The 24,890-nt window shown below is 69.6% G+C and carries 26 protein-coding genes; 15 read left to right on the forward strand and 11 right to left on the reverse strand.

Annotated elements, in window-relative coordinates; all coding sequences use genetic code 11:
* Window positions 1–3: 3 nt before the first annotated feature.
* Entirely contained in the window at window positions 4–1,458 is a 1,455-nt protein-coding gene (locus tag KUTG_RS03835; RefSeq protein ID WP_043714937.1) for a MocR-like pyridoxine biosynthesis transcription factor PdxR, read from the reverse strand.
* An 80-nt stretch (window positions 1,459–1,538) separates the two neighbouring features.
* On the opposite strand from KUTG_RS03835, the gene KUTG_RS03840 reads away from it, so the two are divergent.
* A complete protein-coding gene (locus KUTG_RS03840; protein ID WP_043714939.1) occupies window positions 1,539–2,747 on the forward strand; it encodes an MFS transporter in 1,209 nt (402 codons plus the stop codon).
* A 123-nt stretch (window positions 2,748–2,870) separates the two neighbouring features.
* Window positions 2,871–3,539 (forward strand): hypothetical protein, encoded by a 669-nt coding sequence (locus KUTG_RS03845; protein ID WP_157494313.1) that lies wholly within the window; start codon window positions 2,871–2,873, stop codon window positions 3,537–3,539.
* A 704-nt stretch (window positions 3,540–4,243) separates the two neighbouring features.
* On the opposite strand, the gene KUTG_RS03850 is transcribed toward KUTG_RS03845, so the two are convergent.
* Window positions 4,244–4,867: a maleylpyruvate isomerase family mycothiol-dependent enzyme gene (locus tag KUTG_RS03850; RefSeq protein WP_043714943.1), complete on the reverse strand. Its 624-nt coding sequence runs from the start codon at window positions 4,865–4,867 to the stop codon at window positions 4,244–4,246.
* A 74-nt stretch (window positions 4,868–4,941) separates the two neighbouring features.
* On the opposite strand from KUTG_RS03850, the gene KUTG_RS03855 reads away from it, so the two are divergent.
* Both KUTG_RS03855 and KUTG_RS03860 read left to right on the forward strand, forming a co-directional pair.
* Window positions 4,942–5,382, forward strand: a complete 441-nt coding sequence (locus tag KUTG_RS03855) for a MarR family winged helix-turn-helix transcriptional regulator (RefSeq protein WP_232240644.1) — start codon at window positions 4,942–4,944, stop codon at window positions 5,380–5,382.
* Between the two features lie 37 nt (window positions 5,383–5,419).
* A complete protein-coding gene (locus tag KUTG_RS03860) occupies window positions 5,420–5,785 on the forward strand; it encodes an STAS domain-containing protein (RefSeq protein ID WP_052393878.1) in 366 nt (121 codons plus the stop codon).
* Here KUTG_RS03860 and KUTG_RS03865 read toward each other — a convergent pair.
* The 3 genes from KUTG_RS03865 to KUTG_RS03875 all read right to left on the reverse strand — a co-directional run bounded on the left by KUTG_RS03865 (window position 5,757) and on the right by KUTG_RS03875 (window position 9,365).
* Entirely contained in the window at window positions 5,757–6,236 is a 480-nt protein-coding gene (locus tag KUTG_RS03865) for an SRPBCC family protein (RefSeq protein WP_043714945.1), read from the reverse strand. The genes KUTG_RS03860 and KUTG_RS03865 overlap by 29 nt on opposite strands.
* A gap of 10 nt (window positions 6,237–6,246) precedes the next feature.
* Window positions 6,247–8,487 carry a tetratricopeptide repeat protein gene (locus tag KUTG_RS03870; protein WP_043714948.1) on the reverse strand — a complete coding sequence of 747 codons (2,241 nt, stop codon included), beginning with the start codon at window positions 8,485–8,487 and terminating at the stop codon, window positions 6,247–6,249.
* A gap of 83 nt (window positions 8,488–8,570) precedes the next feature.
* On the reverse strand, window positions 8,571–9,365 hold the full coding sequence (locus KUTG_RS03875) for a HalD/BesD family halogenase (protein WP_043714950.1): 795 nt from the start codon (window positions 9,363–9,365) through the stop codon (window positions 8,571–8,573).
* A gap of 105 nt (window positions 9,366–9,470) precedes the next feature.
* On the opposite strand from KUTG_RS03875, the gene KUTG_RS03880 reads away from it, so the two are divergent.
* The 4 genes from KUTG_RS03880 to KUTG_RS03895 all read left to right on the forward strand — a co-directional run bounded on the left by KUTG_RS03880 (window position 9,471) and on the right by KUTG_RS03895 (window position 12,481).
* Complete coding sequence (locus KUTG_RS03880; protein ID WP_052393882.1) at window positions 9,471–10,412, forward strand: LysR family transcriptional regulator; 942 nt, start codon at window positions 9,471–9,473, stop codon at window positions 10,410–10,412.
* Window positions 10,413–10,573: 161 nt separating this feature from the next.
* On the forward strand, window positions 10,574–10,810 hold the full coding sequence (locus tag KUTG_RS57970) for a hypothetical protein (protein WP_157494314.1): 237 nt from the start codon (window positions 10,574–10,576) through the stop codon (window positions 10,808–10,810).
* 501 nt (window positions 10,811–11,311) lie between these two features.
* Complete coding sequence (locus tag KUTG_RS03890; protein ID WP_232240645.1) at window positions 11,312–12,127, forward strand: ThuA domain-containing protein; 816 nt, start codon at window positions 11,312–11,314, stop codon at window positions 12,125–12,127.
* Entirely contained in the window at window positions 12,128–12,481 is a 354-nt protein-coding gene (locus tag KUTG_RS03895; RefSeq protein WP_043714954.1) for an RICIN domain-containing protein, read from the forward strand.
* Window positions 12,482–12,758: 277 nt separating this feature from the next.
* Here KUTG_RS03895 and KUTG_RS03900 read toward each other — a convergent pair whose 3' ends face one another.
* Window positions 12,759–13,496 carry a phosphotransferase family protein gene (locus tag KUTG_RS03900; protein ID WP_043714956.1) on the reverse strand — a complete coding sequence of 246 codons (738 nt, stop codon included), beginning with the start codon at window positions 13,494–13,496 and terminating at the stop codon, window positions 12,759–12,761.
* 41 nt (window positions 13,497–13,537) lie between these two features.
* Window positions 13,538–13,867 carry a hypothetical protein gene (locus KUTG_RS03905; protein ID WP_043714958.1) on the reverse strand — a complete coding sequence of 110 codons (330 nt, stop codon included), beginning with the start codon at window positions 13,865–13,867 and terminating at the stop codon, window positions 13,538–13,540.
* Between the two features lie 92 nt (window positions 13,868–13,959).
* Between KUTG_RS03905 and KUTG_RS03910 the strand changes: the two genes are divergently transcribed.
* Complete coding sequence (locus tag KUTG_RS03910; RefSeq protein WP_157494315.1) at window positions 13,960–14,490, forward strand: RICIN domain-containing protein; 531 nt, start codon at window positions 13,960–13,962, stop codon at window positions 14,488–14,490.
* A gap of 40 nt (window positions 14,491–14,530) precedes the next feature.
* On the opposite strand, the gene KUTG_RS60690 is transcribed toward KUTG_RS03910, so the two are convergent.
* The 3 genes from KUTG_RS60690 to KUTG_RS03920 form a co-directional block, all read right to left on the reverse strand.
* Entirely contained in the window at window positions 14,531–14,689 is a 159-nt protein-coding gene (locus KUTG_RS60690; protein ID WP_043714962.1) for a hypothetical protein, read from the reverse strand.
* A 63-nt stretch (window positions 14,690–14,752) separates the two neighbouring features.
* Entirely contained in the window at window positions 14,753–16,966 is a 2,214-nt protein-coding gene (locus KUTG_RS52870; RefSeq protein WP_052393883.1) for an ATP-binding protein, read from the reverse strand.
* Entirely contained in the window at window positions 16,888–18,276 is a 1,389-nt protein-coding gene (locus KUTG_RS03920) for a P-loop domain-containing protein (RefSeq protein ID WP_157494316.1), read from the reverse strand. The genes KUTG_RS52870 and KUTG_RS03920 overlap by 79 nt, the downstream gene beginning before the upstream one ends.
* 130 nt (window positions 18,277–18,406) lie before the next feature.
* On the opposite strand from KUTG_RS03920, the gene KUTG_RS03925 reads away from it, so the two are divergent.
* Together KUTG_RS03925 and KUTG_RS03930 are read left to right on the forward strand one after the other, a co-directional pair.
* A complete protein-coding gene (locus KUTG_RS03925) occupies window positions 18,407–21,568 on the forward strand; it encodes a DUF4132 domain-containing protein (RefSeq protein WP_043714964.1) in 3,162 nt (1,053 codons plus the stop codon).
* 105 nt (window positions 21,569–21,673) lie between these two features.
* Window positions 21,674–22,168 (forward strand): amino acid permease, encoded by a 495-nt coding sequence (locus tag KUTG_RS03930; protein WP_052393889.1) that lies wholly within the window; start codon window positions 21,674–21,676, stop codon window positions 22,166–22,168.
* A gap of 15 nt (window positions 22,169–22,183) precedes the next feature.
* Here the strand turns inward: KUTG_RS03930 and KUTG_RS03935 are convergent, their stop codons facing one another.
* Complete coding sequence (locus KUTG_RS03935) at window positions 22,184–22,909, reverse strand: aldo/keto reductase (RefSeq protein ID WP_369794433.1); 726 nt, start codon at window positions 22,907–22,909, stop codon at window positions 22,184–22,186.
* Between the two features lie 57 nt (window positions 22,910–22,966).
* Here KUTG_RS03935 and KUTG_RS03940 point away from each other — a divergent pair, with 57 nt between their 5' ends.
* The 4 genes from KUTG_RS03940 to KUTG_RS03950 all read left to right on the forward strand — a co-directional run.
* Entirely contained in the window at window positions 22,967–23,437 is a 471-nt protein-coding gene (locus KUTG_RS03940; protein ID WP_232240646.1) for a nitroreductase family deazaflavin-dependent oxidoreductase, read from the forward strand.
* A 69-nt stretch (window positions 23,438–23,506) separates the two neighbouring features.
* Window positions 23,507–23,665, forward strand: coding sequence for a hypothetical protein (locus tag KUTG_RS57975; RefSeq protein WP_157494317.1), 159 nt, complete (start codon window positions 23,507–23,509; stop codon window positions 23,663–23,665).
* Between the two features lie 9 nt (window positions 23,666–23,674).
* Window positions 23,675–24,094, forward strand: a complete 420-nt coding sequence (locus tag KUTG_RS03945; RefSeq protein ID WP_043714966.1) for an RrF2 family transcriptional regulator — start codon at window positions 23,675–23,677, stop codon at window positions 24,092–24,094.
* A 10-nt stretch (window positions 24,095–24,104) separates the two neighbouring features.
* Window positions 24,105–24,890 (forward strand): globin domain-containing protein (locus KUTG_RS03950; RefSeq protein WP_084578870.1); only part of this gene is annotated, 786 nt, incomplete at its 3' end.

Below are 24,890 nucleotides of genomic sequence, written 5' to 3' on the forward strand. Positions count from 1 at the left end.
CAATCAGCGCGGCAGCACCTGGCACAACGTGGCCAAGGCACCGGACCAGGCGCTGTCGGACGGGGTGGCATAGCCGACGACGAGGCCGTCAGAACCGGTGGCACCCACCGAGGGATGAGTGAAGTCTCCCAAGCCGTCGAGGGCCATCCCCAGCTTGGCGGCGGCGCCGATCACGGCGCGCTCGGTGCCGGGCGGAAGGTCGAGCACGGCATGGAGCCCGGCGGCGATGCCCGACACGCGGATGCCGGGAGCCTGCGAGGCGACGGCCTCGACCAACTGGTCGCGGCGACGGCGGTAGCGCAGACGCATGGCCCGGACGTGCCGGTCATAGTCGCCGGACGTGATGAACTCGGCCAGCGTCAGCTGATCGAACGCCCCTGGCGCCCAGTCGACGTGCCCCTTCGCGGCCACGACCTCCTGCACGAGCGACCGCGGCAGCACCATCCACCCGGTGCGCAGGCCCGGCGCCAGCGACTTGCTCGCGGTGCCGAAGTACACGACCCGCTCGGGGTCGAGTCCCTGCAGGGCGCCGACGGGCTGCCGGTCGTACCGGAATTCGCCGTCGTAGTCGTCCTCCAGCACCAGGCCCCCGGTGGACCGCGCCCAGTCGACGACCGCGGCCCGACGATCCGGCCGAAGCGCGCCCCCGGTCGGGTACTGGTGGGCCGGGGTCAGCAACACAGCGCCGACACCGAGGTCGGCGAGCTCCTCGCTACGGGTGCCGTCCTCGTCGAGCGGCAACGCGGGAGTGTGCAGGCCGCCGTCGGTCAACAGGTCGTAGTACTGCGGGACGCCGTAGGACTCGACAGCGACCGACCAAATGTGACGACCGCTCAACACGGCACTGATCAGCCGTAGACCGTGGACGAAGCCAGCGCAGATCAGGATCCGGTCGGGCGTCGCGTGCACGCCCCGAGCGCGGGCGAGGTAGTCGGCCAGGGCCGTGCGCAGCTCGATACGACCGCGCGGATCGCCGTAGCCGAGGGCGTCGTTCGGGGCCGCCGTCAGCGCACGCCGGGCGGCCGAAAGCCATTGCGCCCGGGGAAAACTCGCCAGGTCGGGGTTGCCGGGCAGCAGGCTGTACTTGGCCTCGGGCGGACGGATCGGCGTCGGACGGGCGAGCACGACACGCTCGGGCCCGCCGGCCGGCTTCTGCGGTTCGGCCCGCCGAGCGACGCGGGTGCCCGAGCCCTGCTTGGCGGTGAGCCACCCCTCGGCGACGAGTTCGGCGTAGGCCTCCGCGACGGTGTTCCGGGCGATCGACAGGTCGGCGGCCAGCGTCCGCGACGAAGGCAGCTGCACGCCGGGCGCGAGGCGGCCCGATCGCACGGCCTCGCGCAGCGCGTCCATGAGGGACGAGCGCAGCCCGTGCTGGCCGCGAAGGCCCAGGTGATCGAGGTGGAGATCGGCCCCGAGCGTGCTCGGCTCTTCCGGCGAATTGGCCCGCGCTCCTGGCATGAAAATGGACCATACCCCCGATCCACTCGCGACCTAGCGTTGACCTCGTTCCCAGCACGCCGTCCTTCTCGGGGAGAGTCATGAGTTCGCTCGACGTCCGGCAGCAACCGGCCGGGATCAGCACGAGGTTCGCCGTGCTGCTGGCCGTCGCCTGCGGCATCGCGGTCGCCAACATCTACTACGCCCAGCCGCTGCTGGAGGAGATCGGCCACGACCTCGGCGTCGCGCAGGCCGACCTCGGCCTGGTCACCACCGTCACCCAGGTCGGATACTTCCTCGGGCTGATCCTGATCGTGCCGCTGGGCGATCTCGTTAACCGACGGATGCTCATACCGATCGGATCCGTCATCACGGCGGCCGCGCTGCTGGCCACCGCCGCCGCCCCGACGGCAGTGACCTTCTTCATCGCCAGCGGCGTCGTCGGGCTGGCGACCGTGGTACAGCAGGTGATCATCGCCTACTCGGCCGTACTGAGCAGCCCCGAGTCACGCGGCCGAGTGCTCGGCATCGTGACCAGCGGCGTCGTGATCGGCATCCTGCTCGCCCGGACGATCGCCGGCCTGCTGTCGGACGCGCTCGGCTGGCGTTCGGTGTTCGTCGTGTCGGCGGTGCTGATGCTGGGCGTCGCCCTGGTCCTCGGCCTGAAGCTCCCGCCGGAACGCCCGGACCGGCCTCAGGTCTCCTACCGACGCCTGGTCACGTCGGTGTTCACGTTGACGGTGCGGGAGCGGGTGTTTCGCGTCCGCAGCCTGATCACGTTGTTCATGTTCGCCGGATTCGGCGCCCTGTGGGGCTCCATGGCGCTGCCGCTGAGCGGGCCTCCGTGGCACATGTCGACGTCCACCGTGGGCCTGTTCGGTCTGGTCGGGGCCGCCGGCGCGTTCGGCGCGGCCCGGGCCGGGGCACTGGCCGATCGCGGCCGGGCGCAGCTGGTCAGCGGGGTCACGCTGGTCCTGTTCACGGTGTCGTGGCTGCCGATCGCGTGGTTGCCTCAGACCCTGATTCCGCTGCTGGTCGGCATCGTCGTCATCGACTTCGCGGGCCAGGCCATCCACGTGACCAACCAGCACCTGATCGTCGGCCTCGACCCGAACGCCAGCAGCCGGCTCATCGGCAGCAACATGGTCTACTACTCGGTCGGCTTCGGCGGCGGCGCGGTCGCGGCGACCTTCACCTTCAGCGCCTGGGGCTGGGCCGCGGTCTGCGTGCTCGGCGCCGGCTTCAGCGCGCTGGCCCTGCTCGTCTGGGCCGTCGACCGGATCTCCCCCGCGGCCAAGGCTTTCCCGTGACCGTCCACCGAGGACCGGCCAACTCGGCTGCCAGGAACAACGCAAAGGTCACGGGGAAGCCGACAACCGGCCGCGGCACATGATCGTCATCCCGGTGCAAGCACCCACCGAGAAGGAGATCGGATGCCTTACCGCGCAAAGCATTACGTGGTCGGCGCAGTGGCGGTCACAATGCTCGCCGGCCTGAGCGCGACGACCGCCCAGGCCGCACCCGACCGGTCCACCTGCTCGTGGACCGTTCGGACGCTGCCGCCCGCACCCGGCTTCGTCCAGTCGCTCAGCTACGGCACCGACCACGGGTCCCACGTGTTCGGCATGGCGACCAACGACAGCGGCATCACGGAAAGCCCGGCGGTGTGGAACATCGACGGCAACTCGCCGCCACGCCTGCTCGGTTCCGCCCACAGTTCACCCACCAGAATCATGGGTCTGAACGCGGCCGGGGTGGCCGCCGGCTACTACCGCGACGGCACCGGCACCCACGCGGTCCGCTACGTCAACGGCGCCTACCAGGACCTGCCCGTTCCGGCCGGCACGAGCCACGCCGAGGCCGTGGACATCAATGCCGGCGGCGACATCGTCGGCACGGTCGACAACACCAGCATCATCGTGTGGCCGGCCGACAAGCCGAGCACGTACAGCCTCCTGCCCAGGGCAGCCGGCGACAACGACGAGGCCACGGGCATCGACAACGCGCGCAATGTCGTCGGCATCGTCGCCCAGGGCGACAAGCTCGCCGGCTACATCTGGAACGCGGACCCTCAAAAAGATCCGTCACCGGCCTCACTATAGGCGTGGTAGGGTCCACGCTAGCATCCTCATTTCCGTTCTCTCAAGCGAGCCCGCATGTCTTAGAGATCCGTAATCGATTTAAATCAGTATGTAATGAGTCAGGAGTTGGGCGGCCTGAGGTCCTCACGGCTGTCTCAGAGACCGTGCCGTTGAACGATAGATATCTCCCCACGCTCTAGGACAACCGCAGTAGAATTCACGAGACGGCGATGGTTTACCCAACGACCAGCCAGTCTCTAATTGCGCCTTGATGCCTTGTCTAGCTTCCGCCCCTTTCAGAGGTAAATTGGACGGTGCATTCACGTAGAAAAGTTGTTGGCAGTTCGCGGAGTATGTTAATAACTATGTCACGTACAGGGAGATGTCCGCCCGGGCGGACTAGCTGGTAAGAGGAAGCGATTGCCAGTGGCGTTTGGGGGGATCGTCAATCTTTAATTAGCCAAATTGCCCACACTTGATGCTCATCTGCCAGCATCTCGAGGCGTCCGCCAGACGTGCGATGGAGCCGTAGCGAAGCCAGGAAGCGGTTATGGGTATAGGACATCACGCCAACAGGGACCACAGTTTGTCCAGCTTCACGCCGGCCATCCCGGCACATATCCTTGGTTGACTGACTCCTGTAACCCTCATACAACGGACCAGAGGGGTTCGGCGAGTTTAGTCGTGAGGCTTTTCGCTCCATTCGTTCGGCAGTTCACCTGTCACTACGCCAGAACGGACAACCCCGATCCGTGCAGGGCGTCGAGCGCCGGTGCCAGGCGTCCGGTGGACAGCAGCAGGAGGGCGAGCGCCGGGCCGGCGACCTCCGGGCCGGTTCCGACGGTCCAGTCGGTGTCGGTGGCCGTGAGGGTGACGCCGGCCAGGCGGCGCCGGGCGTGGAACGGCCAGCCCATGGCCCATACGCGCTCCAGGCCGGCGCGGCTGAACTCGGCCGGCACGGGGAATTCGCGGTTCAGCGGCCTCGCGATGTCCTGGCTGTGCACTATGATGTCGAACAGCGAGTTCCTGGTGTCCAAGGCTTTCGCCGTGCGTCGATCGGCCGCGTGGTCACGGATGCTCGCGACGATCTGGGCCGGGCCGCGCGAGCCGTACCTGGTGGCCAGCACGGTGTTGATACGGTTCGGGTTGAAGCCGGCGCGCGGCCCCGCCGCGATCAACTCCCATGTGGTGATCGTCGGCACGAGCGACAGGTGGCCGGCGACCTCGCGGACGCGCCACCCCTCACACAGGGACGGCGTCTCCCATTCGGCCGGGCTCAGCGTGTCCAGCAGGTCGGCGACGGCCAACCGCAGGGTGCGGACCGCCGTCCAGTACTCGTCTTCCCGCACGCGGCACCTCGCTCACTAGTCCGAACTTCGGACCAAGAGTAGTCCGGAGTTCGGACTTCTGCCAGGGTGTGGGCATGACGCCCGACGACGAGCCGCTGAACCTGGGGCTGCTGCTGTTCATCCCCTACCGCCACCTGGAGTCGGCCGTGCTGGCCGAGCTGAAGGCGCACGGACACGACCTTCCGCTGAACCAGGCGCGCGTGTTCCAGCGGATCAACCCGGAGGGCTCGCGCCTGAGCGAACTGGCCCAGGCCTCCCAGCTCAGCAAGCAGACCGTCGGCTCGATCGTCGACCAGCTGGAGGCGGCCGGCTACGTGCGACGTGTCCCGGACCCCGACGACGCCCGCGCCCGCCTGGTCACCGTGACGGCCAAGGGAGAAAGCCTGGTGGAGATCGGCATCCCGGTGATCCGCGAGATCGAGGCGGCGTGGGAAACCGCCCTCGGCCGGGCCCGCATGCTTGAGCTCAAGGAGACCCTCGCCGCGCTGCGGGCCATCACCGATCCGTACGGCTGAGTTTCGCCGCGGGCGTTTGTGGCTATATCTGTCGACTATGACCTCTGAGACGCCCGAAAGATCTCCCGAAGTTCTCGACTTCCGCCGGGAGACCGTAGGGCAGAGCACGGTCCTCCAGGTCATCGGAGAGATCGACACCGACACCGCTCCCCTGTTCCGCGAGCATCTGGCGGCGGCGCGCCGTGACAGCACCGAGCGGCTGGTCGTCGACCTCAGCGGCGTCACCTACATGGCCTCGCCCGGCCTGTCGGTGCTCATCGAGGCCCACAACGAGCACCGGCGCCTGAACACCCGCCTGCTGGTGGTCGCCGGTTCGCGGGCGACCCGGGTCCCGATCATGACCACCGGCCTGCACGCTCAGCTGGACGTGGTCATCACTCTGGAGCAGGCGCTTCCCTCGTGACGTACGCGGCCAGGTTGGCCAGCGAGGACGCCAGGCCGACGGCGTGGTCCGCTGCGGAGATGCCGTCCGGCACGTCGTCGGCGCGGATCTCCACCTTCGTGCCCTCGACGTCGGCGGCGACCTCCCAAGTCATGATCATCGTGCCGGCGTAGGCGGGGTCGTCGGAGACGAAGTCGACCGCCTGCACCACCCGCACTCCGGGCACGATGTCGACGAAACGCGCCTCCACGACATCGGAGTCGGCCGTCGCCTTGCCCGGCGCCCGCGACGCGTCCGCGTAGGTCAGGGTCAGCCGATACGACCCGCCCGGCCGCGCGTCGAACCGCTCGAACCGGCCGCTCATCCCTTCCGGCGGCAACCAGACCGCCAGCGCCTCCGGATCGACGAAGGCGGCGTACACGCGGTCCGGCGTGGCGGCGATGACCCGAGATGCGGCGTCGGTCCTGGGCATGGCGCCCAGGCTAGCTCAGCTCGTCGATCAGTCCACGGACCTCGTCGGCCTCGGCGGTGGCGCCGGTCTGCACGAAGGCGGCGAGCGCTCGTCGCTGGCTGGCAAGGGCTTCCTTCCGCCGCCCCTGCCGGGCGTGGATCCGTCCGAGCTGGGTCAGGGTCAGGCCTTCGCCGTGCCGGTCCCCGACCTCCCGGCGCAGCGGCAGCGCCCGCAGATGGCAGGCCAGGGCGTCACCCCACTGCCCAAGTTCCTGGTACGCCAACGCCATGTTGTGCAGGGCGCGGCCGGCGCGCAGCCGATCCCCGCTCTGGAGCAGCAGTTCGAGCGCCTGCCGGTGCAACTCGACGGCCTCGGCCGCCCGTCCGGTCTGCTGGAGGACCGCGCCGAGATTGGTCAGCACGCCGCCCTCGGCCTGTGGATCGCCCAGCTCGTGCGCGCAGATGAGGGCCTGCCGGTAGCGGGCCTCGGCCACGTCGTGCCGGCGTTGCTCGGCCGCGAGGAAGGCGAGGTTGTTCAGGCTCCGGGAGATCAGGTAGCGATCCTCCTGCTCCGTCGCGATGGCCAGGGACTCCTCCCACGCGGCCTCGGCCTCCTCGAACCGCCCGAGCTGGTAGCCGACTCCACCGAAGTTGTGCAGGGCCTTGGCCAGCCCGAGCCGGTCGCCGGTATGCCGGCAGATGGCCAGCACCCGCCCGTGGAAGTCGCGCGCCTCGGCGAACCACCGGAGTTCCTGGTGGGCCAGGCCCAGGGCGGTGAGGCTCTGCGCCTCGGCCGTCCGGTCGCCGAGGCGCAGCGCCGCGGCCAGGCCGAACTTGGCCAGGGTGATCCACTCGTCCGGGTGGTTGCGCAGCTCGAAGAACGGATGCAGCGCCGACACGACCTCGCTGGTCAGGTTGTCGAGCCCGGTGCGGGCCGACAGGCTCACCACGGGAATCAGGTTCGGGCGTTCGCCCTCCAGCCACGCCAGCGCGTCGCCGCGCCCGGCGAACAGCCACGACCGCTGCTCGGCCGGCGTCCGGGAGTAGAGATGCGTGCCCACGGCCGTTGTCGCCGCCCGGTAGTACGCCAGCAGCCGGTTGACCGCCTCCGCGCGGTCGGCCGGCTGTTCCTCGTTCTCGCAGCACTTCCTGGCGTGAAAGCGAACCAGGTCGTGGAACCGGTAGTTGTCGGGCACGATCGACGGCTCGATCAGGTGGGCCCGGCACAGCCTCTCCGCCAGCCGCTGAGCCTCCGGCTCCGGCACGTCCGCGAGCGCCGCGATCGCGCCCGGGCCGATGTGCGAGCCGGGATGCAAGGACAGCAGCCGGAACAGTCGCGACAGGGCGGCCGGCAGCTGACGGTAGGACGTGTCGAACGCGGCCCCCACGGCGATCGAATCGTTGTAGTGGAGCGGGTCGAGCCGGTTCGTGGCCGCGCCGACGGTCCGCGCCAACCGGCCGATGCGCTGCCCGGGTTGGTCGGTGAGCCAGTAGGTGGCGATCCGCAACGCGAGCGGCAGGCCCTCACACAGCTGCGCCAGCCTGATGGCTTCCCGCGGCTCGTCGGCGACCCGTGTGTCACCGGGCAGCGCCGTCTCCAGCGCCTGCGCCACCAGGCCGACGGCATCGGCGTCCCGCAGCACGCCCAGCTCGACCCGGCGGGCCCCGGGCACCGGCAGGTTGTCCCGGCTGGTGGTCAGCATCCGATGCGCCGGGCTGCCCGGCCGCAGTGCCTCGACCTGCGCCGAGTCCAGGACGTTGTCGGCCAACACCAGCACACGCCGTCCCTGGCCGGCCAGCTCGGAAAGCAGTGAGCGGTAAAGGATCGCCCGCTCGGCCTGACCGGCCGGCGGTCGTTCGACCCCCAGCCCGACCAGCATCGCCAGCAGCGCCGCGTTCGCCGAGACAGTGCCGTCCGGGCCGTAGCCGAGCAGGTCGATGACCAGCACCCCGCCCGGAAACCACCCGGCCGCCACCGCTTCGTGCGCCACCCGCGTGGCCAGCGCCGTCTTGCCGACGCCGGCCAGCCCGGTGATCGTCGCGACGGTCGGCTGCCCCTGGGTCGCCGGATCGAGCAGCGCGGCCAGCGCGGCCCGTTCGGCCTCCCGGTCCGTGAAGCCCACCTCGCCCGGCAGGCCGGCCATCGCCACCGGCACCTTGGACCCGAAGTTCACCACGCCGATGTGGCCGGCCTGGACGACGTTTCCCTCGACATGCCCGGTGATCTGGTTGTTTACGGTGTCGTCCCGGTCCTCTTCGTGGTTGTCGGCCACGCACACCGCCTCTGCTCCGGCTCCGCTGCCCGCGGTCCCGGAGCAATAGATCGCTCGCGGCGGGAAAACGTAACCAGCCGAGCTCAGGCCGTGCGGCCGTAGAACAGTTGCTGGGTCAGCTCGTTGAGTTTCATGTCGGGACGTTCGCCGTAGGTCAGGACCGAGTTGATCCGGGGCGTGGCGCCGCGGACCGGGGTGACCCGGTGCAGGGCGTGCTCACCGTGGAAGAAGGCCAGGGTGCCCGGCGCGCTCGGCAGGACTCGGATCCCGGACCGGTCCCCGAGCAGCACCCGCCGCACGCCCGGGTGGTTCTCGTCGTCGGCCGACCGCAGGCCGGGGACGTACTCGAAGTCGCCGCCCGCGTCGGCCTGCTGGTACATGACGGTGACGGAGAACTCGCTGCGGTCGAAGTGCCAGCCGAGTTCCTGGCCGGGCCGGAACGTGGTGATCTGCAAGGCGTCGAGCGGGTCGGCGCTGCGGTGCAGGACCGGCTTGTCCAGCACGGCGGCGATGAACGCCGTCAGGTCGTCGGACTCGTAGAGCCGACGCAGCGGGGCGTCGGCCGGGATGTGGTCGTAGGCGATGCCGTTCTTGGCCGACCGGACCTGGTGCGCGCGAGGGTGATCGGCCGGCACGGACTCGTCGACCGGCTCGAAGTAGACGGTGTGCGGGCGGTCGGTTTCCCACGCTTTGTCGGCGATCCGCTCGGCCAGGGCCGCCATTGCGGCCACCGCCGTGTCGGTGACGAAGCCGGGCAGGTTGCAGACGCCGGTGTCGACGAGTTCGGCCCGGCAGTCGAACACGAGCGCCCGCCCGCGATCGCTGTCGAGTTCGTGGATCGGGTACCGGCCGAGGTCGACAACGTCGGCGTGGTCCATGGTCGGGATCCTCTCTCCGGGGTGCGTCCAGCCTGACCACGCCGCGTTATCAGGACAAGTCCGGTTTGTGCTCGTTTCCATCAGCAGCACTTCTAGAGTGAGGTCGTGGGACTGGATCCGCTCGGTGTCGAGCTGCGCCACCTGGTGGCGCTGGCCGCGGTCGGCCGGCATGCGTCGTTCAGCCGGGCCGCCGAGGAGCTGGGGTACACCCAGTCCGCGGTCAGCCAGCAGATCGCCCGGCTCGAACGGCTGGTGGGCCAGCCGCTGGTCGAGCGGCCCGGCGGGCCGCGGCCGGTGCGGCTCACGGCGGCCGGCGAGGTGCTGCTGCGGCACGCCGAGGCGATCCGGGCTCGGCTGACCAGTGCGGCGGCCGACCTGGACGCACTGGCCGGCGGAACGTCCGGCACGCTGCGGGTCGGCTGCTACCAGAGCGTGGGCGTGCGGATTCTGCCCCGCGTGCTGCGGGAGTTCCGCGCGCGGTGGCCGGCGGTGCGGGTCGAGCTGACCGAGAACGAGGACGACGGCTGGCTGCTGCAACAGGTCGAGCGCGGCGAGCTGGATGTCACGTTCGTGGTGCTGCCGTTGCCGGACGGGCCCTTCGCGGTGATGGACCTGCTGGCGGATCCGTACGTGGTCGCGGTCCGGCCCGATTCGCCGCTCGGGCTCGACGGCGGTCCGGTGTCGCTGCGGGACCTGGCCACGCAGCCGTTGATCAGCTACGCCCGGATGCGTGACGTGCACGCGATCGAGAACCGCCTCGGCGATCCCGCGCTGCGGGACCAGATCGTGTTCCGCTCCCACCACAACGGCACCATCCTCGGCCTCGCCGCCGAAGGCGTCGGCGCAGCCGTCATCTCGTGGCTCTCGGTCGACCCGCACCGGCCGGGGCTGCGGGTCGTCCCGATCGCCGGCGTGAGCCCGCGGATCGTCGCCATCGCCTGGCACCGCGACCGCTACCAACTGCCCGCGGCGGCCGCTTTCACCGATCTCGCCCACACGGTCGCCTTGACGGAACGCTCGCTCATGCGGGACACACTGGGCAGCTGACTTGCACAGTTTAAAGTCAGGGTCGTGGCGAGCTGTCGTGGCCAGGGTTCGTCGCTGACCAGTGACCGCAGTTGCGTGGTGACGCCCTCGGTCAGGAGGGCTCCCGGCCCAGCACCATCGCGCGGCGACAGAACTCATACAGCCCGTCGAACAACGGCCCGGTGCAATCCAGAATCTGCTCGTCACCACAGACCATCGACAGGCCGCGGAGGACGACGTCCAGGCCAGTTCTGACCTACCTGTTCCTCTGCGTCTACGCCGACCTGCGGTCTCCGGCCGACCTGCGCCGTTTCGGCCAGACACGCGCGGTGGCCGTGCTCGCCTCGCTCATCGTCAACGTCGTCACCATCTGGGACCGTCGCGCGAAGCCGGCGGCGGCAACGTCGGCGCAGATGTGAGGAAAGTGCCACCGAAAGTGGTGTCGGTCAGCCCAAGGTGCCGGACAGGATCCGCGCCAGCCGCCGGGTGCGGTGACGACCTGGCCCTCGAAGTGACCGTGCCGCGCGATGTGCCAGGCAGAGTGCGGCGAAACTGCGTCACGCTCAGCTTCCACGGCCGGCCGCCAACCAGCGGGACGGCGTTGTCGCGGCCGCGGGCGTGGCAGTGCCAGTCGATCCAGCGAACCAGCTCGTCGAGCTGGCGGCTGGTCATGTCGTGGGGCAGCGTGGTTGCGTCGGCGTCGCGGTGCACGCGCACGCAGTCGCGCCGTAGATGTTTGATCACTGGTGGAGGGCACTTGCTACGACCGTGCCTACCCAACGCATGCCGGACGAACCGCCCCGGGATGGCGCCGGGCCCCAGAGCGAACGGCCGATCCACAAAGGACGGCGTGTGGTGACGGAGCGGAGTGATCAGGTCAGTCGTTTGGCCGATGCGGGGCGAGCGGCGGAGTCGCGATCATGCTGCTGTCCGATCCGCCCGGCCTGGGGAGTCCGATGTCGAAGCTGGTGCGGGTCATTCTGGCCCTGCTCGCCCTGTTACCGGGCGCGGCGGTCGTGCAGCAGCATCCCCACCCGTTCACGGTGCTGGCCTTCTACACCGGACGCCCGGACGCCGCGCACATCGCGTTCGACAACGAGTCGGCGATCTGGTTCCCCCAGGCGGCGAAGCGCTACGGATTCAGCTACCAACAGACGAAAGACTGGTCACAGCTGACCGATATCACCAAGTCCCGGGCCGACGTGGTGATGTTCCTCGACGACATTCCCACGGATCCCGCCCAGCGCGCGGGCTTCCAGCGCTATGTGGAGCACGGCGGCGCGTACTTCGGCTTCCACTACTCGGGCTACAACGACGAGGACATCACCTGGCCCTGGTTCAACACCACGTTCATGGGCGCCGGGCGGTACGCCGACAACACCTGGTCCCCGACCACCGCCGTCCTGCACACGGACGCACGGCATCCGTCCACGCGGCGGCTGCCCACGACGTGGACCGCGGCGGTCAGCGAGTGGTACAGCTGGCAGTTCGACCTGAGCAAGAACCCGGACATCGAGGTGCTGGCGTCGGTCGACCGGTCGAGCTTCCCGGTGGGCACCGACCCGGCCCAGTCCTGGTACAGCGGCTACTACCCGATCCTGTGGACGAACAAGCGCTACAAGATGCTGTACGCCAACTTCGGCCACAACGCGATGAACTACGCGGCGAACACGCCGCTGTCGTCGACGTTCGCGGACCCGGTACAGGACCGGTTCATCATCGACGGCCTGCTCTGATTGGGCGGCGGCACGCCGACCGACGCGCCCACCGACCAGATCGATCCGAACGCGTGGCTGCGAGTGGTGAACCAGGGCAGCGGCTTCTGTGTGGACGGATCCCCGGTCCGGACGGACGCCTGCGGCAGCTCGGCGGCGCAGCGGTTCCGGTTCCGCTGGCTCGACGGCCCGTATCTGCGGATCGACAACGGCGGCCGCTCCCTGGGCTGGACCGCCGACGGCATCCAGGCGACCCGCTTCGACGGCAGTGACAATCCGATGGGCTTTTTTCGGTTTTTCTTTTCTTTCCTATCGAACATCTCTCAGATCCTCCGGACCCGACGCTGGCGCGCGCGTAGGCACGCACCCGTATAGAAAGCTATAGATCACAGCCAGCCATATTTTCTTCGAAGTCAAAGACGGTTTCCACAAATTAATTCCAGTTTTTTCAATGTTCCAGGAGTTGTTCGAGGGCGCACAGCCCAAACCATAAGTTAGGCATTTCACTAGTGAAAACACGCCGCTCCTTTAAGTTATATTGGGGTCAAGGTCGGCCAGAAGTGCCTGACCGCCGCCACCGGGGCGGCGCCGTTGACCCTGGCCACCTGCACCGGTTCCCCGACGCAGTCGTTCGACCTCGCCCGGACCTGAGCTACCGCTGGGCCTTCAGCACGTCGACCTCGCAGCCGGGCGCCGACGGGTCGAAGCCGTGCTCGACCAGCCAGCGGATGGCCGTCAAGCTGCGCAACGACCACCACGCGCGGATCACGTCGGGGTCGACGTCGCCGCCGTAGCCGGCGATGACGTCGCCGAGGTGCTCCTCGTGCCCCAGCGTCAGGATGGCGAGGTCGAACAGGGCATCCCCTTGCGCGGCCTCGGACCAGTCGATCACGCCGGTCACGTCGTCGTCGGCGACGAACACGTGGCAGAGCTGGAGGTCGCCGTGGATGAACGCCGGCGTCCACGGGCGGAGCGCGGCCTCGGCGATCCGCTGGTTGCGGGTGACCAGGTCGGTGGGAAGGACTTCGTTTCCCACGAGCCAGGCGCATTCGACGTCGAGCTCCGTGGCGATCTCGTCACGGCTGCGGCCGGGCCATGGCGGCAGCGGTGCGTCGTGCAGCTTCCGGACGGCCGCGCCGGCCGCGGCCCAGGCCGCCGGTGACGCCGTCAACGGCTCGCCGAGGCGGCCGAGTGCCGTGCCGGGCACGGCGGCGATCGCCAGCACGGGCGGCTTGCGCCACAGGACCTCCGGCGTCGGGATCGGCGCCAGGGCCATCGCTTCGACCTCGACGTCGATGCGCGCCTGATCGGCGTCGATCTTGAGGAACACGTCGCCGACGCGCAGGGTCGCCCGCTCCTGATGGGCGACGACAACCTCGACCTCTGTCACGCCGGCCAGTATCGCGGCGACGGCCGTCGACGTCGCCCGGTTTATCGCTCAGCGCCGCAAGGCTCGCGCCAGCGCGGCCAGCAGGTCGTCCGGAAGTCCACGGCGGCGACAACGCGAAGCTGATGGCCGAACATCTCCGGTGCGTCGGCGAACGGCACAATTGCGCTGCGCTCGGCGCCGATGATTCGCGTCGGACAAGAGCGTATCAAATCAGGCCAGAAGGACATGGCGTGGAACAACGTCGACCGCACGAAATACACAATCGCCTCGTCGAGGACGAGGCCGCAGTCCGGCTCCGTCGACGCGCTTCGTACGGTCAGATCTGTGTCCGCCGCACTCTCCAGAGAAACGGCGCCGACGCGGGCGGCCATACGCAGTTCTACGAATGGTCCGCGCCGGCCGGACTTGGAAGTCTTTGCCGTGGCAGCGAAACATCGCTGTTCCCGGCGAAAGGACCACGTAGGTGTCTCGACTGAGACGACTGGGTTTGCTCACCTTGCCGTTGGTGGCGCTGGTGCTCGGCCTCACGGCCGCCCCCGCCAGTGCCGACACGGACTGGTACCAGTTCTCGAGCAAGTGGAGCGGCAAGTGCATGGATCTGCGTGATCAGGAGGCGAACAGCGCCACCCCGCATGTCCAGCAGTGGTCGTGCAAGAACAACGTCTCCAACCAGCAGTGGTCGCCGGTGCTGCAGACCAACGGCACCGTCCAGCTGGTCAGCAACCGCACCGGCAAGTGCCTGAGTGTGGACGGCCATGCCGACTTCGCCGGCGCGCTGATCGTGACGGCGTCGTGCTTCACCGCCGACGCCTGGCAGCAGTGGCGCTTCCAGACCAACCCGTTCCCCAACGCGACCGGCTCGGCCTGGCTGGTGAACTCCCACAGCGGCAAGTGCGTCGAGCTGCCCGGCTGGAACACCGACGACGGCCTGCTCCTGGCCCAGTCCGACTGCGTCGGCGGCTGGAAGCAGTACTGGGACACCATCGCCCACTGACCCTGTCCGGGGCCGGCCGCGCGCGGCCGGCCCCGCTCTGTCAGCGGCGCAGCGCCTCCCGCTTGACCCAGCCCACCACAGCCGTGACGACGAACAGCACGGCCCCGAGGACCAGCAGCCAGACCAGCCCCTTCACCACGGCGCCGACCACGGCGCAGACGAGCCAAATCACCAGCAGCAGGCCGATCAGAGCAAGCATCGCGCACCTCCGGTCGCGTAAGAGGATCCTGCCGTTTCATACCCGCTGCACGGCCACTCCAAACTAGGCCGGATACGCGCTGTCCAACTCGGCCAGAATCTCCTCGAAGGCCCCCGGCCCGGTGGCGATGACCTCCGGCAGCGCCACATACCAGGTGCTGAGCGTCAGGACCTCCGCCACCGCCCGGGCATCTACCCCCGGCCGCGCCCGAATCACCGCCAGCAGCGCCTCGGCCCGCATCCGTTGATCGACGATCAGGCGTGCGATCTCCTCGGCCCGATCGAGATCACCAGCCTTCACCACGGCGAAAGTGATGCGCTGCAACGCCTTTGCCTGCGGGAGCGAACTGCCGAGGGATCGGGCGATCGCCACGGCGCCCTCGATATGGCCGGCGGCCGCCGCGTCACTGGCCACACGCTCCTGCGCATGGACACGCGAGTCGTGGTGCTCAAAGGACTCTGTCAGCTTCATGGCATGACCGAGCGCGCCCAGCGCGGCGTGTCCCCGCGCCAGCCCGATCACCGCGTTGGCCTGGCCGACCCTGACCCTGTCGAACAAGACCTCGGCCAGCTCGACATCACCCGCCAGGGCCACCGCCGACACCAGAGCCGCCAATGCCATGTCCTTGGTCACCGGCGTCGTCGCGGACTTGTGGAACCGAGCAATGGGCGCGATGAAGCCGGCCGCATGGTCCGGATCGGTGGCATCAACCGCGACTACGGCCGCGAAGGACAGCAGATGCGACCGGGCCTCGTCGTCGCGTTCCGAACGGGCGAGGGCTTCGACGCGATCGAACCGACCCATCTTGGCATACTGGTCCAGCAGCACCTCGGACATGACGTCTTCATGGCTTTGGGTACCCCTTGTGGCATCGACCAGTCGCACGGCACAGTCGAGTATCTCGATGGCCCGTTCGCCGTGGCCTGCGTCGGCCAGACCGTCGGCAGCGCCCACCAGCGCGTCGACAGCCTTCCGGACGCCGGCGGCCTGGGAGCTGAACCGCTCCGCGCGGTCGAAGTCACCACACAACGCCGCCGCCACGATCAAGGACACCACGGTCGGCTCATGAGGCTCGGCGCCCATCCCGTGCGTGACGCCGTCGGCGCGGTCGATGAACTGCCGTGCACGGTCGACGTCTCCGGCTCGGGCCAGCACCGAGGCCGCCAGCGCCAGGTCATGCCCGATAGTGGTCAGCCCAACGCCATTCAGGGCCGTCTCCTCGGCCTGCGTCATCACCTGCATGGCCAGCTCACCCTGGCCGGCGGCCAGCACCATGACCAGGCCGGCCAGTGCCGCCGCCGACGTCTTCTTGTCCACGATGGACAGCGCGATCCGTGTCGTCGCACGGACGTCGCCGAGCTCGGCGAAACCGCCGGCCACGTGCATCAGAGCGTGATCATCGGCGATTTCGCCGGCAGCCTGCCCGGCGTCATTGAGCACCCGCAGCGACCGGCCGATGTCCCCGGCCGCCGCGAACCCGCGAGCCACCGCTACCAGGGCCCGTGCCTTCTCGCTCTGAACACGCATGCTCCCGGCGACCGCCGCCGCGCGCTCCGGGTCACCAGCAGCCACGTGAGCTGCGACAAGGACCCCGGCTGCCTCCGAATACAGAAGTGCGGGGTGCCCGCCCTCGCGGCGAATTTCCTCGGCCACGACCTCGACGTCACGCATCAGTTCGGCAACGCGGCCCGTGACGCCGGCCGCCGCGAGCGCCGTGATCAGCGACGTCAGCACCTGGAGTTCGTTTTCCTTGTCTTCCAACGCATGTGCGCCGACAATCGCCGTGACTCGGGCAACGAGGCGGTCGAGACGGTCGGCATCACCGGCGGCGGCGGTGACCGGGATCAAGGAGATCCACGCCTCGGCCTGGTGCAGGAGCGTGTGCTCCGTTTCGATACTGATCATGGATTCGCACCAGGCCTCGGCCCGACCGAGGTCGCCGGCAGCACCTAATGACTCGACCAGTGTCCGACGCCCGATCACACGGGCAACCGGGTCGACGACGGCATCGACCACGGTTTCGGCGCGGTCGGCGTCGCCGACCGCCACGAGCGCCGCCGCCAGCGCCTTCAACGCCTCGGTCTGCATGAAGGAATTGGTGATGAACCGGGCCGTCTCCTCCGCTTCGGAGAGGAGGTTGAGCGCCCGGGTGCGGTAGCCGGCCGCGAACAGCTTCTCCGCTACCTGTGACGACGCCACTACGCGGTCGTGGAACTCGGCGAGGGTGCGGGCTGTGGACTCGGCGCGGTTGTAGTGGCCCAGGGCGGCCCAGGCCAAGGGAGCTCGACGGGAACGTTGGCGTTGCGGTCGTAGAGGCGGTCGCGGTGGATGGCCAGCTTGGTGAGGGCGACGAGGTCCGGCGCAGTGGTCGAGGCGAGGAGATCGCGGACGGTGCGGATCTCGGTCAACGCGTCGGCGTCGGCGCCGGAGACGGCCAACAGCCTGTCCTGGCGGTGGATGTCGGTGACGCAGGAGAGCATGCCGGGGGTGTCCTGGGCGGCCGCCAGCATGCGGAAGTAGCCACGCAGCAGGTATTCCGGCGTCTCAGCAGGCCAACGGAGGCAGCGGTAGCGGTCGGCCCAGGCGCGGATGCGGGAGCGGTAGGCGGCGAGGCGGGAAGGGCCGAGGAGCTCCATGGCGGTGACCTGGAGTTCCTCGTGGCCGAGGAGGTAGGCGGCGGGGCCCTCGGGGGTGAAGTAGGGGTCACGGAAGGAGAAGCTGCGGCCGGTCACGGTGCCGATGCAGTCCTTGACCTGCCAGGGCAGCAAACCGGTGATCTCGGCCAGGTCGGGGGCGGTGAGGCCGCCGCCGGAGGCGGTGACGAGGCCGAGCAGGTCCTGCCCGGTCGCTGAGCCGGTGAGCAGGCGGTGGAGATCCCGTTCCATCTCGCGGCGGATGGCCTGGGCCATCGGGGAAGGAGCCAACGTCCGGACGATGGCGGGATCGCGCAGGGGGTGGTCGGAGGGGACGTCCTCGGGAATGGGCGGGTTGGGGCGGCCGGCGACGATGACGCGGAGGCCGGAGGGCAACCGTGCGGGGAGGAGGGCGGCGATGCTGTGCTCATGGGCTCCGCGGTCCTCGTCCAGGCCGTCGACGAGGAGCACGAGGCGCTGGCCACGGGCCTGGCAGGAGGCGGCGGCATCGCTGAGGCGGGCGAGCAGGTGGGCCTCGCGGGTGGACGCGGTGAGCAGCGGCGGCACGGTCTCGCCGAGCAGGGCCAGCAGCTGCTCCAGCACGTTGTCGATGAAGGCGTTGCGGTCGTCCTGGGCGGCCAGCCGAGCCGTCACGAAGAACGACACGATTGCCGCGCCGGGCGGCGGGTTCAGCACGAACGTGGACATCAGGGCGGATTTGCCGGCCCAGGCGTTGGCCCGCCACCAGGCGTAGCCGCCGGTGGGCGCGAGGCAGAAGGCGGCCAGCTCGGCCAGTTCGACGGAACGATCGGTGAGGGACAGCGGGGCGATCCGCTCGACCTGGTGCCGGTACTGCGACCGCACCGGCGGGGCGGTGAGCTGGATGTTGATCGCGTTGTCGCCCGTGGAGACGATGCCGCTGTTGTCGCCGGCGATGTCCATCGGCGTGCGCACTCCCTCACGTCGGCGCCGGTCACTGGGAGACTGCCACGAATGTCCGCACGCCCGGCGCAGGCTGCCCTCGATCACCTGAACGGCGTACGCGGGAGCCGAGCGGCGTCACGCCGTGTCTACACTGCGGCGGGTGCATGATCACGACCGTCCGAGCATCGTTCCCCAGCGTTACCGGCATCTGTTGCACCCCAGGCACGGCGGCACACCCGGCCCGTCGGCCGAGGTCGACACGGCGGCCGTCGAGCGGGCCCGGCAACTGCTGCGGGACCGGCAATCCGTGCTCGACCGCGTGCTCGCCTCCCCGTACAGCGAACCCGACCTGGTAGCGGCAGTGAAGGCGCAGACTCCGCTCGGGTCGGCGGCGGTCGCCACCGTGGTGCACCTGGGCGAGAACTTGCCTGGGCTGGCCGACATGTGGGTGGCGGAGCACGGCATCGTGCATGCTGCGGTCGCCGCGGCCGAGCTCGGCGGGCTGGAGATGAGCCACCAGATGCTGCGGCGCGGGGACCCGGCCCGGCCGCCGTGGGACCGCCAGAACGCGTACTGGATCGACCCCGTCATCTACCGGGTGCGCGCCCTGCTCAGCGCGGTCAGCGAGGATGATCACCGAGCCGCGGAGCAGGCCCTGGCCGAGCGTCGCGGCACGATCGGGTCCCGGCTGATCGTCACGTACCTGATGCCGCACCGCGAGGACTGGGTGCAGCAGAGCCTCGACGAGGCCATCGACGACCGTTTCAGCGCCCACACCCCGCGCGCGACCTTCCTGCTGTGTTCGCTGGCCACCATCGACCAATTCGAGCGTGTGCTGCGGGACGACCGGTTTGCCGCGCACGACCGGCGAGGACTGTGGGATGCCGGTGCCGTGTGGACACTCGTCGACCAGCTCGGGGCCGAAGCCGTGCCCCTGCTCGTCAAGTCGTTCGACGAATCCCTGTACGACACGGGAAACCGCGCGGTGCTGGACGTCCTCGCCGCCGTGGACACCGATCAGGCGTTCCAGGCGCTGCTGACCCGTTTCAAGCCGGAGTACCGCGCCCTGATCGGCGAGGCCATCGACCGGTTCCCGCCCAACTCGATCACGCGGCTGGCGGCGATCGCGGCCCGGCCGTCGAGCACGGCTGTCAACGCGAAGCAGTTCCTCGCGGAGCAGCGGCTGGCCCGTCCCGACCTCGTCGCCGAGATCGTCGGCGCGCAGGTGCGGGTCACCGAAGCCGAGGACGCCAGCCTGCCCTCGCTGCTGGTCGAGCCGCCATGGACCCGAGCCAAGCGAAAGACGGTCAAGCCCAAGGTCATCGCCGGCCTCACGCCCAACGTCGCGCCGACCGTGGCCTGGCAACCCGGGCAACGCGAGGAGTGGTTGAACCCCAAGAACAACTGGCGCTGGGAGCACTTCGCCGACCGGGACGTCGAGGGCTGGGCCGCCATCGCGACCGAGCTGAACAGTCACGACAGCGACAGCCGGCTGATGCTGACCATGCTGTGCCTGGGCCCGGTGGAACTGGCCCGGCCGTTCCTCGAACGGTGGCAGCCCACCGTGTTCTGGCGCATCGGTGACGACGAGCTCCGCGCGATGGTCGCCCGCTTCGGCCCGGAGGCGCTCCCCCAGCTGCTCGGCGTCCTCCGGTACAAGTCGGACTGCGTGGACGTGCTTTTCCCGATCCTGCATGAGGATCTGGCGAGGGTAATGGCGAAGTGGGTGGCCACCGCCCGCACATTGCGGCCGATCGCGTTGCGATGGTTCGCGCTGCACGGCGCGCCCGCCGTCGCGTTGGTGGTGCCGGATGCGGTGGGCAAGGCCGGTGTGACGCGACGGAACGCCGAGACGGCGTTGCGGGCGCTGCATCCCGAGATTGTCCTCGCAGCGGCAAGGAGTTACGGCGGCGAGGTGACGGCGGCGGTCGAAGCGATCCTGGCCGTCGACCCGATCGACATCGTGCCGAAGACGGTGCCGACGCCGGGCGCGTGGGCCGATCCGGCGCTGCTGCCGCAGATCCTATTCGCCGACGGCGGGCTCGCTTTGCCGGCCGAGGCGACGAAGCATGTGCTGACGATGTACGCGCTGTCCACTGTGGATCAGCCGTACGCCGGCCTTGACGTGGTCGGCGAGATCTGCGATCCGGCCTCGCTGTCGGCCTTCGCGGTGGAGACGTTCCGGCGCTGGGTCTTCATCGGCATGCCGATCGACGACACGTGGGCGATGACGGCGCTGGCCCTGCACGGCGGTGACGACGGGGCGCGGGTGCTGACACCGTTGATCATGGCGTGGTCCGGCACGGACGGGTACGCCCGCGCGGTTCGCGGCGTGGAGGTGTTGGCGCGCATCGGCACCGACATGGCGTTGGTCCACCTCCAGGGCCTTTCACGCAGCGGCCAGTACGCCAAGCGCAAGAAGCTCGCCCTGCGCAAGCTCAACGAGGTGGCCGCCGACCGCGGCCTGAGCGCCGACGAGCTGGCCGACCGCCTCGTCCCCGATTTCGGCCTGGACGAGGCCGGCACGATGACGTTGGACTACGGGCCGCGCCAGTTCACCGTGGGCTTCGACCACCAGCTCAAACCGTTCGTGCTGGCCGCCGACGGCAAGGTGCTCAAGTCGCTGCCCAAACTATTGGCGAGCGACGACGAAACCCTGGCGGCGCAGGCCCGGGCCCAGCATGCCGGCCTGACCAAGGATGTCCGCACGGTGTCGGGCGCGCTGATCAAGCGGCTGCGGTCGGCCATGCGCCATCAGCGCAGCTGGACAATGGAGACGTTCCAGCAGCTGTTCGTGCACCACCCGCTGGTGTGGCACATCGCGCGGCGGCTGGTGTGGCTGGGCGGGGACACCACGTTCCGGCTGGCCGAGGACCGCACCTTCGCTGACGTCAACGACGACCAGGTGACGCTGCCGCCCGGGACCACCGTGCGGGTGGCCCATCCCGCGCTGCTGGAGCCGCAGTGGGGCGAGGTGTTCGCCGATTACGAGATCCTGCAACCCTTCCACCAGCTGGACTACCCCGTGTTCCGTTATGTCGGGGATGCGACGTTCAGCAAGTTCGTCGGCGCGCACGCGTCGATCTCGAAGGTGGAAGCCTTGCAGTACCAGGGATGGGACCGGGAAGGCGCGCGAGCCGTGCTCCCGTTGCCTGCGGGCGGGGCCGTCTTCGTCGACTTCGGTCCGGGTGTCGTGCAACTGGCCGGCGAGTACGTCCATGTCATCGACGGGATTTCGATCGACGGCCAGGAGTTCGCCGACCTGGATCCGGTGACCATGTCCGAGCTGCTGGCCGATCTGGAGGGCCTGACCGAGAAGTGAGACCAGGTCGGTCATGAGGGGTCCGCGCGCTCGCCGCGTTCACACAGAAGGGGCCGGTGCGCCTCGAACGGCGCATCGGGGCCGTGGCAGGCGACCGCCATCAACATGACGCAGATGTGCGGCGTCGGGCCGCTGGTGACGATCCCGTTCATGGTCGCGGACGCCGGCGGTCCACAGGCGGTGTTCGGCTGGATCGTCGGCGCGATCATCGCGTTGGCCGACGGCCTGATCTGGGCCGAACTGGGGGCCTCGCTGCCCGGCGCCGGCGGCACGTACATCTACCTGCGGGAGGCGTCCCAGTACCGGACCGGCCGGCTGATGCCGTTCCTGTTCGTGTGGACGGCGATCCTCCACATCCCGCTGACCATGGCCGGCGGCATCATCGGCCTGGTCTCCCACCTCGGCGCGCTGGCCTTCACCTACGCGCCGGGCACGTTCTCCTCCGGCGGTCCGTTCTTCACCGGCCTCGTGCTCGCCGTCTACGCATCATGGGCCTGTATCTGCTGCTCCAGGTCGGCATTCTCGGCGTGCTGCCCTGGCAGGAGGTGGCCAAGTCGACCTCGATCGCCACGCTGGCCGTGTCCACGGCGTGGGGCCTGACGGCCGCCGACATCATCACCGTGCTGATCCTGGTGACGGCCTTCGCCTCCGTGTTCGCGGGTGCCCGAGGCCGTGCGGGACAAGCTGCACGGCCGAGAGCGCCGCCGCGTCGTGAGCGGCACGGATGGTGTCGGCCGAAGCCTCGCTGATACCCAGGTAGCGCACTTCGCCCTCGGCCACCAGCTCGGCCAGCGCGCCGAAGGTCTCGACCACCGGCACGTTGGGGTCGACCCGGTGCTGGTGGCACAGGTCGATGCGGTCGGTGCCGAGCCGCCGCAGCGAGCCTTCCACCGCTTGCCGCACGTAGTCGGGGCGGCCGTTCGGGCCTCCGACGATCTTGCCGGTGTCGTCGAGCGTCACCCCGCCGAACTTGGTCGCGAGCACCACTCGGTCCCGGTGCGGGGCGACCGCCCGCCCGAGCAGCTCCTCGCCCGTGAACGGGCCGTACATGTCGGCGGTGTCGAACAGGGTGACCCCCAGCTCGATCGCCCGGTGAATGGTGTCGACCGACTCGGCGTCGTTCGGGTGCCGTACATCGCCGTCATCCCCATGGTGCCCAGGCCTTCGACCGACGTGGTCAAGCCCTGGCTGCCGACCTGGTGTGTCCTGAGGCCCATCCGCTGACCTCCTGTCCGGCGCGCCAACAGGGAGAAGCCGCGGTCCGACAACAGCTTCCCGCGCCGTCGGGGCCTTGTCCTCTCGCCGGAAAGGCGGATCGGCCAAGGCGCGGCGTGACGGCATTCGCCGTGGGGGCAGGCACAGGTCTTCGATCGGCGGCTGCCCTGCTACGTTTCGCCGGTGATCGAAATTCGACGCCTGTTCCAGGGGTTCGGCAAGACCAGGGCCTACGCCGCCATCGGCCGGGTGCTGGCGCCGATGGACCGGGCCCTGCTGCGCGCCACCAACGGCAAGGTCGGGGTGGGCACCGCCGTCGGCGTGCGCACGCTGCTGCTGACCACCACCGGCCGGCAGAGCGGGGTGGCCCGGCAGGTTCCGCTGGTCTATGTGCGTCACGGCAAGGGTTTCCTGGTCGTGGGCTCGAACTGGGGCGGCGAGCGGCACCCGGCGTGGACCGGCAACCTCCTCGCCGACGCGGACGCGACGGCGGCCATCGGCGGACGGACCGTTCCCGTGCGCGGGCGGCTGCTCGACGGCGACGAGCGGGAGCGGGCCTGGCTGGATGTCGTGGCCTACTGGCCGGCCTACGACACGTACAAGAGCCGTGCCGGGCACCGCGAGATCCGGCTTTTCCTGTTGGAGCCGCGATAACGGGCGTCGGCACTGTCACAACCCGGCGGTCCGTCCGGTCGTAGCGGCATCCGCAGCGAAGGGACCCCGATGGCCGACCGCGACAACACCGACGCACCGCGACCCGACGAGGTGGAGGAGCGCATCCACCGGTTCGTGGCCGAGGTCATCCGGGTCGCCGGTGTGCTCGACGACCCGCCCGGTGATCACGAGCACAGAACAGGTACGGGCGATACCTCTTTTGACTAGCCTGGCCGCGTGCACCTCAGCCGAGCCACCGACATCGCCCTCCGCATCCTGATGTTGGCGGCCGCCCAGCGCCGGCAGTTGACGATCGACGAGCTCGCCGCGGCCCTCAACGTGCCGCGCAACCACGTCGCCAAGGTCGTCCAGCGACTGCAGCGCCCCGGCTGGCTGACCACGACGCGCGGTCGCGGCGGCGGCATCTCGCTGCCCGACGCCACCCTGCGGACCACCGTCGGTCGCATCGTGCGCGACTTCGAGGGAACGGGCGAGGTCGTCGACTGCGAGTCGCCACCTTGCCCGCTGAGCGCGGCCTGCCGGCTGCGCGGCGCGCTGCGCACGGCGCAGGAGGCCTTCTTCGCCTCCCTCGACGAGGTGGTCCTGCAGGACCTGATCGCGCCGCCAACGGGCGCCACTCTGCTGTCACTCACCTAGGGGTACGACGATGCTGTCCTCGTCATCGGCCACGATCGTGGCCGCGACGCTGCCTGCCGTCCGCGCGGCGGCGGTCGACATCAGCACCACCTTCTACGCCGGCATGTTCGCCGAGCACCCGGCGCTGCTGGACCTGTTCAACCGCGGCAACCAGGCTAACGGCGACCAGCAGCGGGCCCTGGCCGGCGCGGTCATCGCCTACGCGGAAAGCCTGCTCAGCGGCGTGGACGTCGATCCGGTCGTGCGACGCATCGCGCACAAGCACGCCTCGCTGGGCATCCGGCCCGAGCAGTACACCATCGTCGGGCGGCACCTGCTGTCGGCGGTGGCCCGTGTCCTGGGGCCGGCGGTGACGCCGGCGGTGGAAACGGCCTGGGACGAGGTCTTCTGGCTGTTCGCCGTCCGGCTCATCGCCGCCGAAACCCGCCTGGGCCAACAGCAGGGCGTTGATCCGGCCCGGCCGCTGGAGCCGTGGCGGGTCGTCGGCAAGTACGCCGAGGCGCACGACGCGGTGTCGTTGTTGCTGGCGCCGGAATCCGGCGGCGTGCCCGAGCACCGGCCCGGTCAGTACGTCACCGTCGCGGTCGACCTGCCCGGCGCGGGAAGACAGGCCCGTCAGTACACGATTTCTCATGGCCCGGGGCATTCCGCGCTGCGCATCACGGTTCGCCCCGTGCGTGGCACTCCCGATGGGCTGGTGTCGGGCCACATCGCGGATCGGCTGACCGTCGGCGACACCGTAGCCGTGAGCCGGCCGTTCGGCGATCTCACGCTGGACGACGACATGACCCCGGTG

It is taken from the genome of Kutzneria sp. 744 (genome assembly GCF_000568255.1).
GTDB lineage: Bacteria > Actinomycetota > Actinomycetes > Mycobacteriales > Pseudonocardiaceae > Kutzneria.